Genomic DNA, 15,765 nt, shown 5'->3' on the forward strand with positions numbered 1-15,765 from the left:
AACATGTGGGCACTCGCTCTAGGCGCCGGGTTCCTCGGCTTGGGTGTACCGGTGGCCATTTGCATCGGCATTGCGGCGACGATTGCATTGACGATGAATGGAACCCCGCTGCTGGTGATTCCGCAGCAGCTGTTTTCGAACCTGAATAACGTCGGCCTGCTGGCCATCCCGTTCTTCATGTTGACAGGCGCAATTATGGATGCGGGCGGCGTCTCGCGCCGGATCATCGACTTTTCGCAGGCGCTTGTCGGCTTCATGCGCGGCGGCATCGGACAGGTGACGATCGTTGCGAGTATGTTCTTCGCCGACCTCTCCGGTTCGGCGACTGCGGATACCGCAGCGATCGGCTCGGTCATGATCCCCGGGATGGTCAAGCAGGGATATTCACGCGCGTTCGCAGTCGCGCTGCAGTCGGCAGCGGGCTCACTCGGATTGCTGTCGCCCGTGTCGATGAGCATGCTGGTGTACGCCTACACCGCCAACGTTTCGGTCGGAACGATGTTCGTCGCGGGGATAGTGCCGATGCTGCTGGTGGTCGTTTCCTTCATGCTCGTGAACTACCTGACTGCCGTGCGCCAGAACTATACGGCGGTCGAAGCGTTTTCCGCCAGGCGGCTGTGGACGACTTTCAGACAGGCGATCTGGGCATTGCTGACGCCCGTGATCATTCTGGGCGGGATCCTTGGCGGCGTCTTCACGCCGGTAGAAGCAGGCGTCGTCGCGGCGTTCTATGTGACGCTGGTGAGCGCCTTCATCTTCAAGTCGCTCAAGCTGTCGCAGTTCGGGGAAATACTCACGCGCACGGCCATCAATACCACGCGGGTATCGTTTCTTCTCGGGCTCGCGTTCGTGCTCGGCCGTTATCTGATTGAGGCGCAAATTCCGTTACACGTCGCCAACAGCTTCCTGGCCGTGACGACCAGCGCGTTCGTGTTGCTGATCCTGATCAATCTCTTCCTTCTGGTAGCCCATACCGTACTCGAAACGATCTCGAGTATTGCGGTGGTGATCCCTGTGTTCCTGCCGCTCGTCGTGCAAATGCATATCGACCCGGTGGTGTTCGGCGTCATCGTACTGGTCAACTCAGCCATCGGTATCAACCTGCCGCCGATTGGTTTTTGCCTCTTTACGGCTGCGTCCATCGGCGGCGTGTCCGTCGAAAAAGCGACTCGGGCGATTCTGCCGTTCATCTTCGCGCTGGCGGTCGACCTGCTGCTGATCATCGTCTTCCCGCATATCCCACGCTTCCTGCCGAACTTGCTGGCAATCAAATAACACGAGAACGGAGGCTCATCATGAACACGACTCACGTCGAGCGAAGCGGCGCGGCGCCGGTCCCGCTGGCCGCATTCGAGGACCTGAAGTACCTGAAGCTCGAACAACCACTTCGCTTCGTCTGGTTGATCACGTTGAATCATCACGACAAGCGCAATGCGCTGTGTGTGCCGCTGCTGGTGGAACTGGCGCGCGTGCTCGCGGCAGCCGAAGTCAGCGACGAAGTCAGGGCTGTCGTGCTCACCGGCGGCGAGGGTTTCTTCAGCGCCGGTGCGGATATTGCCGACATGGCGGCACGCGGGGTCGCAGCGTATGCGGACCCGGTGCGCCTCGCGAGCTGGAAGGCGATTGAAACCTTTCCGAAGCCGCTGATCGCCGCGGTCAACGGCTTCGCCATCGGTGGTGGCCACGAGCTGGTGATGCTGGCCGATATCGTCGTCGCGGCGGACGACGCGACCTTCTCGCAGCGAGAGATCGTCATCGGCGCCCTTCCGGGCGATGGCGCGACCCAGCGCCTGCCGCGGGTGCTCGGCAAGACACTGGCGATGAAACTCGTGCTTACCGGCGAGCCGCTGACGGCAGCCGAGGCCGAGCGCCACGGACTTGTGACCGAGGTCGTCGCGCCGGCACGCAGCATCGCACGCGCCGTCGAGATCGCGTCGCTGATCGCCGCCCGCGCGCCGCTCGCGGTTCGACTGGCCAAGCGCGCCGTGCTCGATTCGTTCGAGACCAACCTTCAACAAGGCCTGCAGTGCGAGCATCAGGCGAATCTCGACGTGTTCAAGACCGAGGATCGCGCCGAAGGCCACCGCGCATTCGTCGAAAAGCGGCCGCCGCGCTTCAAGGGTCGCTGACCATTGGTGCCTCGCGCATGCGCCTCTCGACGCGATCGGCAACGCTTTCCTTTAGTTCTGACCGGCATCGATGCAGATATCCACGCCGCGGTCTTCCGAATGTTCAGGGCGAACGCGGAGTGCAGTAGAACCCTGGTCCATCTCACCCGACAGCCGGACTCACGACGTAACGGAGATTATATGAACGGGCTGAATGGTATCCGCATTCTCAGCTTCAATCATTTTCTGATGGGGCCTTTGGGCGTGCAGCACCTCGCCGATTGCGGGGCCGACGTCATATCGGTCGAACCCGTCGACGGCGCATTTCAGCGCAAGTGGGGCGGCGCGAACCGCGCCATCGATGGGCAGACGATGCTGCTTTTGATGGGTAATCGCAATAAGCGCAGTCTGGCTTTGAATCTCAAGGACCCGCGGGCGATCGATATCGTCATGAGCTTGCTGCCTCAAGTCGACGTGGTCGCCGAGAATTACCGCCCCGGTGTGATGGAAGAGCTGGGATTGGGTTACGAGGCACTCAAGGCAGTCAAGCCGGACATCATCTATGCGTCCGGCTCGGGATTCGGTCCGGATGGACCCTATGCCGGCCGGCCGGGGCAGGACCTGATCATTCAGGCCATGTCGGGTATCGCGACAATCACCGGAAGCCGGGAGGACGGTCCACGCGCGGTGGGCGTGTCTGTCGTGGATCATCACGGCGCTGCGCTGTATGCGAACGGTATCCTGACGGCACTGCTCAACCGCGAGCGTACGGGTGAGGGCTGCCGGGTCGACGTAAGCTTGCTGGCGGCTGCGCTCGATCTGCAACAGGAGTCTCTCACGTGTTTCCTGAACGGCGACGGCCATGACGACGTGCGACAGGCGGGGCGTGTATCAGGTTGGTACTTCCCCGCACCGTACGGCATATATGCAACTGCGGACGGTTTCATCGCATTGTCGCTGAGTCCTCTCGACATCATCTATCAGATCCTCGAGATCCCGGAAAAGGAACGGATTCCCGCGAAGCGCGCATTCGACGAGCAGCAGGAAATCTCCGACCGGCTTGCGCGCCGGCTTGCGCAGGACACGACGGCACACTGGTTGCCACTATTCGAACGGCATCATGTCTGGCACACGCGCGTCAACGACTATGCGCAGGTGGTCGCCGATCCGCAGGTGCGCCACTTGAAGAGCTTCGAGACAGTCGAGGGTGCAACCGGCACCCCAGTGACGCTCGTCAATCACCCGGTGCGCTACGACGGCAGCGCGCCAGCTATCCGTATGCCGCCGCCACGGTTGGGCGCGCACACGATCGACATCTTGTCAGGGGTGGGAATGAACCGGCCGATGATCGACTCGTTGCTGGCGGACGGCGTAATCGGCGTTGCCGAGGACGCCGAGGCCGTTGCGGCGGCCGCGGCAAAAGGCGGAGTCGCGTGAAGCGGGAATGAAGCCATCCATGCGGCGAGCGTGCCGTACGCGTCGATGAAAACAGGGGAAGCAGGCATGAGTGACAGGTGCAGGGAAGTCAGTACGGATGTGCTGGTCGTTGGCAGCGGCGGCGCTGCGCTGCGGGCCGCGCTCGAGGCGGATTCCAGCGGCGCTGACGTGCTGGTCGTGATCAAAGGGGAATTTCGCAAAAGCGGCGCGACGTTTCATAGCGTAGCTGAAGTAGGCGCCTTCAATGTGCCGGACGGAGCAGGGGATCACAGCGATAATCCTGATGTTTTTCTCGCCGATATCCTGCATGCCGCTCAAGGCATGGCGGACCCGCGCTTGAGCGCGATTCTCGCGAACGAAGCGCATGAGTCTCTGCGCTACCTCGAACGATACGGCGTAAAGTTTGAGCGCGAGGACGACCACTACCTGGTTTTTCGCGCATGCTTTTCTTCCAAACCGCGCTCGCATGTGATTCATGAGCACTTCAAACCAATCGTGAAATCGCTGGGGACCGAAGCGTCCCGGCGCGGCATCAAGGTCATGGACCGGTTGATGATCGTCGACCTGCTGTCGCAGGACGGCGAATGTCTCGGCGCATACGCGATCGATTCGGATGGAAACCCGATGCTGATCCGTGCCAAGTCGACGATTCTTACCACCGGGGGGGCAAGTCAGCTGTTCGCCCAAAACCTGTATCCATCGGACATTACCGGCGACGGCTATGCAATGGCTTATCGCGCGGGCGCGCGACTGGTCAACATGGAGTTCATGCAGGCCGGTGTGAGCGTGCTGACGCCTTTCGTCAACCTGTTCGGCAACTACCTGTGGGACGCGCACCCGAATCTCACCGACCGCGATGGCAGGGCGTTCGTCCCTGACTATCTGCCGGCGGGGCTGGCTCAGGAAGACGTCATTCGGCAAAAAGAGCGGCACTTTCCGTTCAGCTCGAGCGACATCTCACGCTACGTCGAAATTTCGATTCAGAAGGCACTCAACGATGGCCGCGGCACGGCTGAAGGAGGCGTGTTTCTCGACTTCGCCGGATGCGATCTCGAATCGATACTGGCCGACAAGAGCCGCAGCATTGCAAGGATGTGGCCGCTAACCTGCCAATGGTATAAGGAGCACGGCGTCGACCTTTATCGGGACCGAGTGCAGATCACCTGTTCCGCGCATGCGATCAACGGCGGTTTATATATAGACGAAAACGCACAGTCCAATCTGAAGGGTCTGTTCGCTGCGGGTGAGGTGGCAGCGGGTCCACATGGCGCAGACCGTCTCGGCGGCAATATGGCCCTGACGTGCCAGGTCTTCGGCCGCCGGGCGGGCCTCGCCGCGGCCGAACGCGCGAAAAAGATGACGCACCGCGCGATGACCGGGGCCTTGGACGACAACCGCACGGTCGCCACGCAATTCCGCCGAAATGGCAGGCACACGCTGGACGAACTGAAAGCACGGATTCAGCAGTGTGCAAACCGGTATTTGCTGATCGTGCGCGAGGAAGCCGGGCTTCGGACCTTCAGGCGTGTCTGCAGGGAGACGCGAAACCAGTTGTTTCACGACACGGTGATCGGCACGCCGGCTGAGCTCATGCGGGGCATCGAATTGGCGAACTTGATCCAGGTCGGTGAATTGATGGCTTCGGCGTCGCTTGTCAGGCGCGAGAGCCGGGGTGGTCATTACCGCGAAGACTTTCCCGAGCGCAACGCGGACTTCGCCTGCAACATATTCCTCGAGCGGAACGTGCCTGAAGGTCTGTGGTTAGGGCGTCTGGCGGATCTGTCGTCGTGAGTCGGTAGCGAGCTAATCACCTTGCGCGGTTCGATCAGGGGGTCTGAACTGGTCGAGCGTTTCGACGCCGCCCGAGGTCAACCGCACGATACGTTCCGTGCGCAAACCGCCGACGTTCGGCACCGTGATGGTCGCCTTCAGGGTAAAGACCATGTTTTCCTGCAGTACGGTCCTGTTGCCCGGCCCGATCCACGGCGCTTCTTCTTCCGGGTCCATGCCGGTGCCGTGACCGGTGCCAGGGCCGCGCGCTTCGCTCGGATTCGCCGGACCGTAGGTGAAACCGCGTCCGCCATCGGCCACGTACCCACGATAACGCGCACCGATGTCGGTCATGATCCGGCGACGGGGTTGCTGAGCCTGGTGTGCGCGTTTTTCCTCGCCGAGACTTTCAAGCGGGATCTGTCCGCGGAGCCGGAAGATGAAGCGGCCACCGCGCTGGGTGCGCATGCGTGCTCGCATTCGCCGCGTCCTTTGTCGCGCTGAGCGCTGGTGTTCTCCATCGCATTGCTCCGTCGTTACGATGGCTACACCTTCGCACCGCGTACGTGCGTTCAAGACCGGATGCGCTGAGGATGGTGACCGCCAGTACCTGTCGCGTGGACTCTTTCCAGCTGACTCTGATCGTGGTTCCTGGCAGCACACTCGGCGGAAAAGCTCTCCAGAACGCCACGAAGTCAGTAGATGTTTTTGATGTTCATCAACGTTGTCGCGGCCTGACGCGGGTTTCAGCCGATGCCGCGGTTCTATGTTTAGTTCGATTGACATCAACCGGCTCGACGTACCCAACAGCGACGCCGTGGCCCACGTTGCCGAGCCCATTTATGCGGCTCTCGCGCGCGGCGTGCAGCGGGAGCTCGCGGGCGATCCCTATCACGGTCGCGGACGACGTGGCGACGCTGGGCAGCACGATGTGGTTGCTGCGCGACCGGCGTGCGGCGCGTGGTCGGCAGGCTGGTTGTCGAATGAGCCGGGGCGCTGGGCACGTTCAGGGCAATCCCCACATTGTTGACGTGTGTCAATCGGGTGGCTGCCGGGACGCGCACGATGATCCCGTCCGTGCGCAATAGCGCCCGCGCGGCGCGTTTTTGAAAGGAGCCCCTGCCATGCAGAAACACCTGATCGTGGTCACGCATCCGGTGGAAGACAGCTTCACCATGAGCGTGACGCGCGCCTACCTTGGGGAACTGATCCGCATAGGCCATGACGTGCGCGTTCACGACCTGTACCGGATGGGGTTCGATCCCGTGCTTTCCGCGCAGGAATTGACCGAGGGAAGCGACGCGCACCTTCGCATGGCCGACGTCTTGATCGCGCAGAAAGACGTGCTCGCGGCGGATGTCATGACTGTCGTCTATCCCCTCTGGTGGATGGCGATGCCTGCGATGATGAAAGGCTACATCAACCGCGTGTTCAGCCGAGGTTTCGCGTATGAGACGCAACCGGGCGGCGTGCACGGCCTGCTGTCCGGACGCCGCGCCGTCGTGGTGACCGTCTCCGCCGCACCGTTGGTCTCTTTTGTGGCGGACGGCCGATGGCAAGCGCTGCAGCTGCTGCAGGATACACACGTTTTCCGCGCATCCGGTTTCGACCTGATCGGGCACCTGCATTTCGACGAAGTCGGTCCGGCCATGCCTCCTGCCATGGCCGCCACTCATTTCGCGCAGGTGCGTGAATTCGTTCGCGGGCATTTCGCTTCGGTGCCGGCGGCGTGAATTACAAATGAAACGAACCCGCGGTGGGGCGCTTCAAGTGTTCACCAGCGCGCCAGATCGACGACCGCACGGCCACGTTGACCTGCAAGGTTGCCTCGGACGGCGAGCGGCGGCTCGTCTACGGAGCGGCCAAAGCGGCGCCGGGCGTGCGCACGCTCGTCAGTCTGCCGAACGTCGAATGAAACGCCCCACGGGCGCGCTGGTCGCCCGTGCAGCGCAATGCTCACCGGCCACGCGTGGCCGTGACGCGGGGAGCACTGCCACGTATCGCTTCTTTCGCAGATTCGAACGGCTGGCGTTCGGTATCGTGACGGCGTCGGCCATCGTATGCGAGCTTACCTTTGTCCTTTGCCCTCGACCATCGCAAGCGGCAATGAGAGGGATAACGCAAAGCCCTGCTCAGGGGCAGTCCGAATCCGTAGTTCGCCGCCGAGCGCTACGGCACGCTCGCGCATGCCCAGCAAGCCGAACGAATTCCTTGCAGGTCGCCTATCGCTCAAGCACCCTCGACCATTGTCTATGATGCTGACGATACAGTTCGGCCCGTCTCGCACGATTTTGAGCGTCACTTCGGTCGCGCCTGAATGGCGTGCGACGTTGGTCATCGCTTCCTGGACGACTCGGAACACCGCAGACGCGCTCTCGCCATTGAAATCGATGTCGTCCGCGCCGATGTGACGGATGACGCGTACACCATGCCGCGCCGAGAACTGGTCGCTGAACCATTCGATGGCCGGGATCAGGCCGAGATCGTCCAGCATCGCGGGACGCAGGTCCGCGGCAATTCGCCTCACGGACCCAACGAGCTGATCGATCAACGCGTATATGGTGCCCAGATCCGCATCGGCCAATGCCGTCATGGCGGCCTCGGCGCGGTTTTCGATTCTGGCGACCTCAATTTTCAATGCAGCCAGTTGCTGGCCGAGATCGTCGTGCAGCTCGCGCGCGATACGGGTTTTTTCCTCCTCGCGAACGTGCTGGATATTCGCCGAGAGGTGCTGCAATTCTTCGCGCGACTCTCGCAGCGCTTCATCCGAGCGTTTCCGATCCGTCACGTCCATGATCCAGCCAACCATCCGATAGGGCTCACCGGCGCCGTTCCACAACGCCTGGCCGCGAGAGTGTATCCACTGGAACTCGCCAGATCGGGTGCGTAATCGATATTCCACGTCGTAGGCACGCTTGCGTTCGAGATGCGCCGCGAGGCTGGTTTTGACCCGATCGATGTCGTCTGGGTGAATCGACTCAAGTAAAAGCTGCGTTCGATTCGGCAGTTCATCGCCGGCATACCCCAGGATTTCCTTGAAGTGAGGCGAAAGATATATTGCATCGGTTTGCAGATTCCAGTCCCACAAGCCTGCAGTTGCGCCACTTATCGCAAGCTGAAACCGCTCCTCGCTTTCTTTGAGCGCCATGGCTGCGCGATGACGTTCAATCGCGTATCGGATGACCCGGCTCAACTCCGACGGGCGCATCTCCCGCTTGGAGAGGTAGTCCTGAGCGCCGTCCTGGATCGCCAGCAGGCCGACCGACAGGTCATCAAGGCCGGTGAGAACCAACACTGGCAACTCGGGCGCCTGCCGGTGGAAGGTTCTAAATGTGTCAAGGCCCTGTGCGTCCGGCAACCCCAGGTCGAGCAGCACCACGTCGAAATGGCTAGTCTGGGTGCGCGCAAGCGCGTCCGACAAGCACTCTGTGTGTGCCAGCCGGTGCTGAAAATCCAGCACATCCGTGAGCGTCTCGCTGATCAGCAGAGCGTCGGTTGGGCTGTCCTCGACCAGGAGGATCTCGATTTCGGCAAGCGCATTCATGACTTGACGGGAGGTAGGGTGACGACGCTAAACCAGAAGTCCTTGATGCTGCGCACGACATCGGCAAACTTGGCGAAATCAACGGGCTTGGTGATGTAGCAGTTGGCATGGAGGCCGTAGGTTCTGGCCACATCCTCCTCCGACTTGGACGTGGTCAGCACGACCACTGGGATGGTCATGAGTTCTGGGTCTGCCTTCAGCTCCTTGAGCACTTCCCGCCCGCTCTTTTTGGGGAGATTGAGATCGAGGATGATCAGACCGGGGCGAGGCGCAGCGCTATGCTTGCCCTCGCGCCGCACATATTCCATCGCTGCCACGCCATCTTCCGCGACGTGCAGGGGATTCAGCACTTTGTAGTATTCGAGGGCCTCACGCGTCATCATGACGTCCGTGGGACTGTCCTCGACGAGGAGGATGTGAACCAGATCGTCCGTTGCGTCGGAAAGCATTGGCTACTCCTGCGGAGTGGACTGAGCTTGAACTCTACCGTCCGTCTTGGCATTCAGTGTGAAAAAGAACGTCGTTCCGCTGCCGGGAGCAGACTCGACCCAGATGCGGCCACCATGCTGCACGACGATTCGCTTGCACAGCGCAAGTCCTATCCCGGTGCCCGGATATTCGACGCGCGAATGCAGGCGCTGAAAGATCAGAAAAATGCGCTCGAAGTATTGGGGATCGATTCCAATCCCGTTATCTTTCACCGAGATCAGCCAATCGTCGCCTTGACGCACGGCATCGATATTGATTTGCGCAGGGCGGTCGCTACGCCGGAACTTGAGAGCATTTCCCACCAGATTCTGAAAGAGCAACGTGAGCTGCGTGGGATTTGCGATCACGGTAGGCAGGTCTGCGCGACTAATCATCGCGCCAGACTCCTGGAGTCCGACGCTCAGGCTTTTCAGGGCCCGATCGAGTGCCTTCCCGCATTCGGTCAGTTGGCGCGCGGCTTCGGATCGGCCTACACGGGAATAGGCGAGCAGGTCGTCGATGAGCGTCTGCATTCGGATTGCGCCGTCCACCGCGTGCGCAATGAACTCGTCGGCACGCGCATCCAGTTGCCCCTGATATCGGCGTTGCAGCAGTTGCAGAGGGCCTGCGACGGCGCGCAACGGTTCCTGCAAGTCATGGGAAGCCACATACGCAAACTGCTCCAGGTCCTGATTGGAACGGGCCAGTTCCTCGGTCCTTCTCACGAGCTCCTGCTCCGCGCGCTTGCGCTCCGTAATGTCGACGATCGCGGCGAGCACAAACACTTCCTCCGAGGTTCGGACCGGGTTGAGTCCGATTTCAACCGGGAATTCCGAACCGTCCTTGCGCAGCCCGTAGAGATCGCGGCCGGTGCCCATCGAACGAGGTTTCAGGTCGTCGAAGTACGCGGCCCGATAGCCATGATGGCCAGCACGGAAGCGCGCAGGTACGAGTGTTTCGATGGTCTTTCCAAAGAGCTCCTCGCGTGCATAGCCAAACAGCTTTTCGGTCTGCGCGTTCACGAGAACAATCCGGCCCTCGCGCTCCACCATCACCATCGCATTGGGTGCCGCTTCCACCACCTGCCGGAAACGTTCCTCCAGCCGTCTGCGCTCGGTAATGTCGACAACGGCCGCCAGCACGAATACGCCCTCATTGGTCGTGACCGGGTTGAGTCCAATCTCGACCGGGAATTCGGAGCCATCCTTGCGCAGAGCGAAGAGGTCGCGGCCGATGCCCATCGGGCGACTCTTCAGGTCGTCGTAGAACGTACGACGGTATCCCGAATGGGCGGAACGGAAGCGCTCCGGTACGAGTTTATCGACGCTATACCCGAGTAGTTCGTCGCGCGAATAGCCGAAGAGTTTTTCCGTCTGTGCATTCACCAGGACGATGCGGCCGTCGCGGTCGGCCATCACCATGGCGTTGGGCGCAGCCTCCACCACCTGCCGGAAGAGTTCATGGGTCAGGCCGCTCAGTTGCTTGTACGGTTCCAATTCGATCTCCGGATTCGTTTTCGAATTGACTGTCGGAATACAGTCGGCCATTGACCGCTCAGCAAAGGCGCCTGCCTGTCAGCCGAATCATTTACCGCGCAGGATTGCTCCGCCGAACTTGGTTTCTGCTTCCACGCAGCGTTCGGCCCGCGCATTCCATTTTATAACCGCGACGCCCGCTCGGATCTACGGGGGGACGACAGCGGCAACGTACCAGGTCGTCCTCAGGGGGCGATCAGTCCAAGTGAGCGCCAAGAGATCTGTCCAAAGTTCCATCTACCCCGGTCAGCCAAAGCCGCGGGATGGATGACCCAAACTGGCCGCTGTGAGAGGCATCTCTCATACGCACCACAACTCGCCAACTCTGCGAGACGCCAGAGTTTCAGTGGCTGACTTCCCGAATGATGTTCACGATCATGTGGAACAGCTTGTCGAGATCCTCTTCCAGTTCGACACCCTTGAAGGGATCGCGATTCGAGCCGAACGCCGCATCGATTTCCGCCCAGTCGTCTGCGGTTAGGACGTGCAGGGCGACGGGTAAGACTACCTCTTCTTCGATCCGACGGTGATTTGCGCAAAAGCTTGCGTATTGTTCGACCTGGCTGCGAAGGTCAGCGAGCGCGGAGTTCCCTGCCAATTCATAACGGGTTAATGCGTGCTCGAGATTCCGAACCCTCGTCTCGCCTTCGGCATGTTGACGAGTCAGTTCGTCCAAAACGTCGTTTAGTTCATTGGTCCGCTCTCGTATCCGCATGAACAGGTGCTGTTCCTCTTTCGGATGATGAACACGTTCTGGATACTCCCGAACGTAGTAAAGCATTGAGCGAAAGACCACGAAAGCAGGTGCAGCGCCATCTTGCTCGCGAAGCCGAACAAACTGGAGCATCCCGCCGATCACCGTCGTCAGTTGCTGATGCTCCTTGAGGATGATACTGGGCCCATCCCTGCGTCCCCAGGCGTTCATGAGACATCTCCGTCAAAATTGTATTCAGCGTAACAGCCCAGCACTGCAGAACTGCGTATGCCGCAACTTAGCTAGCTAGCGCCGCTGGTTACAGACTGAACCCGCCAGGACGGAGCGCATTGATCGCGATCAAATCAGCATGACCGCGCCTGCCGGCAAGGCATGCCTGCAAAACGGGAACGCCGATGAGATGAGCCATCTTTTCCCGGTAGCGCGGGTGCATGCATACGAGCGTCAACACCACGAACGCACCGGGCAACGCAAGGAAACCGAAAAATACGAGTCGCTTTAGCATGGCGGATTCCGGGCGTAGGGTGAGTGGGGATGCAGCCAGCTTAGGCGTCGCGTGTCGGCGGGGCTTGATATGTGTCAATCGTCGCGGCTCGAATGGGGTAATGGGGCACAAAACTGACGCGCCCGCATCGGTGCGGTCTGCCGTCGTATGCGCGGGATCGGTGGCACAGCATCGCGGCCCTCAGTCGGTCCTCCGTTCGCGTGGCGTATGCATCCAGTGCAGTAACAGAGTCGCCGCCCCGAGCATGCCGCCAACATGCGCAAAGTGGGCGACGCCGCTTTGTGCGCCGGAAATGCCAAGAACGAGTTCCAGCACGCCATAGCCGGTAGCGAATAGCCACGCGGGCATCGGCACGGGCGGGAAGAGCAGGATCACACGGCGGTGCGGGAACAGCAGTGCGTAGGCGATCAGCAGGCCGAACACGCCGGCCGAGGCGCCGATGGCCGGTACACGCACCGTCGCATCAGCGAGGCTTGCCAGCAACTGCAGCAGCGCCCCGCTCATCACGCTGGTGCCATACAGCAATGCCAGGTGCGTGCGACCTATCGCGGCCTCCACGTCGCGGCCAAACATGTACAGTCCGAACATGTTGACGGCGAGGTGCATGAAGTTGCCATGCAGGAAACTGTAGGTCAGCAACTGCCACACGTGAAATGCCGGCGTACTACTACTGCCCGCTGGCCAGAGCGCGAAGAGTCCGATCAGCCGCTCGGGAGCGAGTTGCTCAACCAGAAATGCGGCGGCGTTCAGGGCGATTAATAGACCGATCACGATACGGTGCTCGCGAAGTCGTGTTCGTTGTCATGCTCTTGCGCCGTCTTATCGGTAGGATGTGCGATCAGAGAAGGTTCGCCGCAACGCGCGAGGATTGCGTTCCGGGCGGCTTCGCGGAGTCGGGTCATTGCGCCGAGGTCCGAGCCGTCGGGAAAGATGGGCGGCAAGATGGCGACCTTGATGGACCCCGATCGCGGCAACCATACGCCGTCCGGCAACACCGCGCGCACTCCGGCCAGCGCCACCGGCACGACGGCGCGGCCGGCGGCGCAAGCCACCCGGAACGCGCCCAGGTGAAATGGCCTTAAGCCCGCGCCGCGACCGAACGTGCCCTCCGGAAAGAAGAGCAAAGGCGAGTCGCCGTCCGCCTGCTTTACGAGCCGCCGCTCGTCGTCAACACTGCCCCGGTATTCCCGTCGCTCCACAAACGAGGTGCCGATCGCGCGCAGAAAACGGCCGCCCAACCAGTGGCGGTCCAGGCCCCGCTTGGCGACGAACCGGACAGGCTGCGGCAATACGGCAAGCAGGATCAAGCCGTCCAGATAGCTGCTATGGTTCGCCACCATGACGAGCTCGCGCATCGCCGCTGACCGCGCATCGATCTCCACGTCGACGCGCAACCCGGTCAGCCGCAAAAACAGACGGCCGACGGCGGCTGCCCGACGCCAGTTGCGCGGCGTGTCGACCGACAGGAAGACCGTGCCTATGAGTGGCGAGAGCATGCCAAGAACCGTCCAGCAGTAGAACCCGTATGCCGCGTGCGCGGCCTGCCGCACAATCCGTCGCAGGAACGGCAAGAGGGCGCCCACGAGGACGCTCGCGAATTGGCGCCATACAGGACTCGCCGGTGACGGCCTGCCGCCGCGTTCGAACTGGTCGAGGGTGGCGGCGTGTCTGATCTTGCCGCTCGGTGTCTTGAGAATGGTGTCCGGTGTGACGAGGCACACGTGCTCGGCAGGCGCGCCGAGCACTTCGACTGCCGTGGCGCGGACGCGCGCAAGCAGTTGCTCGCGCGCGGCGGCTTGCGTCAATGCCGTTTCCGCGAGGATCAAGACGCGCTCGGTGCCGCTCGCGCGATCCGTGCTGCCGCATACGGCCACGCCGCCGGCAGGGATACCCGGCAGCCTGCCGATCGCCTCCTCGAGTTCGTACGGGAAGATGTGGTGACCGCCGCGAATGATCAGATCTTTGGCTCGACCCGTGATGAAGAGTTCGCCGTCGGCGAGATAGCCGAGATCGCCGGTGTCGAGCCAGCCGTCGTGGATCAGCCGCGCGGTCTGTGTAGGGTTATGAAAATAGCCCATCGTCGCCGACGGGCCACGAAATTCAATGCGACCCACCTGGCGTTGCGGCTGTTCTCTGCCGTCCTCGTCGACTATTCGGGTCTCGACGCTGTCCAGCGCTTCGCCGCAGCCCACTACTTCAATCGCGTCTGCGTCAGAGGGGGCCGGCAATGCCTGTCCTGTGGCGCCGAGCGCGTCGCGTTGCACGCGGTCCACATGCAGCCCGCGGCCGGGACGCGGAAAGCTCAAGCCCAACGTGTTTTCCGCGAGCCCGTAGACGGGCGTCACCGCGCGCGCGTCGAAGCCATAGTGGCCGAAACGCGCCGCGAACGCGCGGACAGTAGCGGCGCTGACCGGCTCGGCGCCGCAGAAGGCAAAGCGCAACGACGACAGATCGAGACCCGCCAGGATGGCTTCGTCAAGATGTTGGGCGCAATGCGCATAGGCGAAATTCGGCGCGGCGGTGAGCGTGCCGCGATAGCGCTGGATCAGTCGCAACCACCGCTCCGGGCGCGCCAGAAAAACGGTGGGCGGCATCACGACCAGCGGCATGCCGAAATACATGGGCCCGAACCACGCGCCGATCAGCCCCATATCGTGGTAAAGCGGGAGCCAGCTGACCAGCACGTCGGCGGACGTCACCTGCATGCGCGCGCCCATGGCGCGGATATTGGCAAGCAGGTTGGCATGCGTGAGCATTACGCCTTTCGGGTCGCCGGTGCTGCCTGACGTGTATTGCAGGAGCGCAATGTCACTGGCCGCCAGTGGCACGGACGTTTCATTGCGGTCGACGCCGATTTGCGCCGCCGTCAGGACCTGTTGCAAAGCGGGCACATGCAGCTTCAGAAGACGGCCCACGCCGGCCACTTCAGGCGAGGCGATCAGCGCTTTGGCGCCGGCATTCGACAGCACGGCTGCGTGGCGCCGGACGTGCTCTTCGATCTGCGAGACGCGAGCGGGCGGGTAGATCGGAACGGGAACGGCGCCGCTCATCAATATCGCGACAAACGAGACGAAGTAATCCCAACCGCTCGCCAGCATCAGTGCAACCGTATCGCCGGGGCCGATTCCGTGGCGGCGCAGACCCGACGCAGCCGCGGCGGCGCGGCGATACAGATCGCCGTAGGACAGTTCTGCAGGCGTCATGCCATCTTCGAGAAAAACGATGTGCGTGCGCTGCGGATGCCGGTCGACGTGCCACTGCAATACTTCGGTCAGCGTCGTCGCCTCATGCGGTTCTTCGGTCAAAACCGACGCCGGCGTCTGCGCGCGCCGCGCAATCGACGGCTGTTCGCCGCCGGAAGCCGCCGGCTCCTCTGAGCGTTTGATGGCCTGTACGAGGTCGGCGGGCGTTAGTGCGGTGGAAAAGGCATCGAGCGGCACGCGGACATGAAGCGTCTGCTCAATCCGGTTAAACAGTTCAGCGCGCGCAAGACTGTCGAAACCAAGATCACGCTCGAACTGCGAGTCGAGATCGACGGATCCTGGGGGGGCCGCGTCGGCGTGCGTTTCCGCGTAGAGCGTTGTGACCACGCCGAGAACTCCTTCGGCCAGGTGCGTGCTGTCGAATAGTTGATCGGTTCCCATCGCGGCTCCCCCGTCGCAGGCACTACCTTGACTTGTCCA

General features: G+C 61.8%; 14 protein-coding genes. 6 read left to right on the top strand and 8 right to left on the bottom strand.

Translation table 11 applies throughout. The features are described from left to right. The first annotated feature begins 3 nt into the window (after nucleotides 1–3). The 4 genes from OKW38_RS09175 (at nucleotide 4) to OKW38_RS09190 (ending at nucleotide 5,336) form a co-directional block, all read left to right on the top strand. Nucleotides 4–1,275, top strand: a complete 1,272-nt coding sequence (locus tag OKW38_RS09175; RefSeq protein ID WP_429361109.1) for a TRAP transporter large permease — start codon at nucleotides 4–6, stop codon at nucleotides 1,273–1,275. Nucleotides 1,276–1,295: 20 nt separating this feature from the next. Next, nucleotides 1,296–2,129, top strand: a complete 834-nt coding sequence (locus OKW38_RS09180; RefSeq protein ID WP_090804960.1) for an enoyl-CoA hydratase-related protein — start codon at nucleotides 1,296–1,298, stop codon at nucleotides 2,127–2,129. A gap of 180 nt (nucleotides 2,130–2,309) precedes the next feature. Next, on the top strand, nucleotides 2,310–3,545 hold the full coding sequence (locus tag OKW38_RS09185; RefSeq protein WP_429363705.1) for a CaiB/BaiF CoA transferase family protein: 1,236 nt from the start codon (nucleotides 2,310–2,312) through the stop codon (nucleotides 3,543–3,545). A gap of 45 nt (nucleotides 3,546–3,590) precedes the next feature. Then, on the top strand, nucleotides 3,591–5,336 hold the full coding sequence (locus OKW38_RS09190) for an FAD-binding protein (RefSeq protein ID WP_429361111.1): 1,746 nt from the start codon (nucleotides 3,591–3,593) through the stop codon (nucleotides 5,334–5,336). A 12-nt stretch (nucleotides 5,337–5,348) separates the two neighbouring features. On the opposite strand, the gene OKW38_RS09195 is transcribed toward OKW38_RS09190, so the two are convergent. After that, a complete protein-coding gene (locus OKW38_RS09195; protein WP_429361113.1) occupies nucleotides 5,349–5,795 on the bottom strand; it encodes a M24 family metallopeptidase in 447 nt (148 codons plus the stop codon). A gap of 644 nt (nucleotides 5,796–6,439) precedes the next feature. Here OKW38_RS09195 and OKW38_RS09200 point away from each other — a divergent pair. Beyond that, entirely contained in the window at nucleotides 6,440–7,048 is a 609-nt protein-coding gene (locus OKW38_RS09200; protein ID WP_429361115.1) for an NAD(P)H-dependent oxidoreductase, read from the top strand. A 23-nt stretch (nucleotides 7,049–7,071) separates the two neighbouring features. Next, nucleotides 7,072–7,230, top strand: coding sequence for a hypothetical protein (locus OKW38_RS09205; protein WP_429361117.1), 159 nt, complete (start codon nucleotides 7,072–7,074; stop codon nucleotides 7,228–7,230). 153 nt (nucleotides 7,231–7,383) lie between these two features. Here OKW38_RS09205 and OKW38_RS09210 read toward each other — a convergent pair whose 3' ends face one another. From OKW38_RS09210 to OKW38_RS09240, 7 genes are all read right to left on the bottom strand, one after another. After that, nucleotides 7,384–8,859, bottom strand: a complete 1,476-nt coding sequence (locus OKW38_RS09210; RefSeq protein ID WP_429361119.1) for a PAS domain-containing protein — start codon at nucleotides 8,857–8,859, stop codon at nucleotides 7,384–7,386. Continuing rightward, nucleotides 8,856–9,308, bottom strand: a complete 453-nt coding sequence (locus tag OKW38_RS09215) for a response regulator (protein ID WP_184037705.1) — start codon at nucleotides 9,306–9,308, stop codon at nucleotides 8,856–8,858. Before OKW38_RS09215 ends, OKW38_RS09210 begins: the two co-directional genes overlap by 4 nt. Nucleotides 9,309–9,311: 3 nt before the next feature. Then, a complete protein-coding gene (locus OKW38_RS09220; RefSeq protein ID WP_429336530.1) occupies nucleotides 9,312–10,874 on the bottom strand; it encodes a sensor histidine kinase in 1,563 nt (520 codons plus the stop codon). A 331-nt stretch (nucleotides 10,875–11,205) separates the two neighbouring features. After that, complete coding sequence (locus OKW38_RS09225; RefSeq protein ID WP_184037700.1) at nucleotides 11,206–11,787, bottom strand: hemerythrin domain-containing protein; 582 nt, start codon at nucleotides 11,785–11,787, stop codon at nucleotides 11,206–11,208. Nucleotides 11,788–11,875: 88 nt separating this feature from the next. Further along, nucleotides 11,876–12,082 carry a hypothetical protein gene (locus tag OKW38_RS09230; RefSeq protein WP_429361121.1) on the bottom strand — a complete coding sequence of 69 codons (207 nt, stop codon included), beginning with the start codon at nucleotides 12,080–12,082 and terminating at the stop codon, nucleotides 11,876–11,878. Between the two features lie 180 nt (nucleotides 12,083–12,262). Next, a complete protein-coding gene (locus tag OKW38_RS09235) occupies nucleotides 12,263–12,853 on the bottom strand; it encodes a rhomboid family intramembrane serine protease (RefSeq protein ID WP_429361123.1) in 591 nt (196 codons plus the stop codon). Next, nucleotides 12,850–15,726 carry an AMP-binding protein gene (locus tag OKW38_RS09240; protein ID WP_429361125.1) on the bottom strand — a complete coding sequence of 959 codons (2,877 nt, stop codon included), beginning with the start codon at nucleotides 15,724–15,726 and terminating at the stop codon, nucleotides 12,850–12,852. The genes OKW38_RS09235 and OKW38_RS09240 overlap by 4 nt, the downstream gene beginning before the upstream one ends. Between the last annotated feature and the right edge of the window lie 39 nt (nucleotides 15,727–15,765).

Source organism: Paraburkholderia sp. MM5496-R1 (genome assembly GCF_050436205.1).
Lineage (GTDB): Bacteria > Pseudomonadota > Gammaproteobacteria > Burkholderiales > Burkholderiaceae > Paraburkholderia > Paraburkholderia tuberum.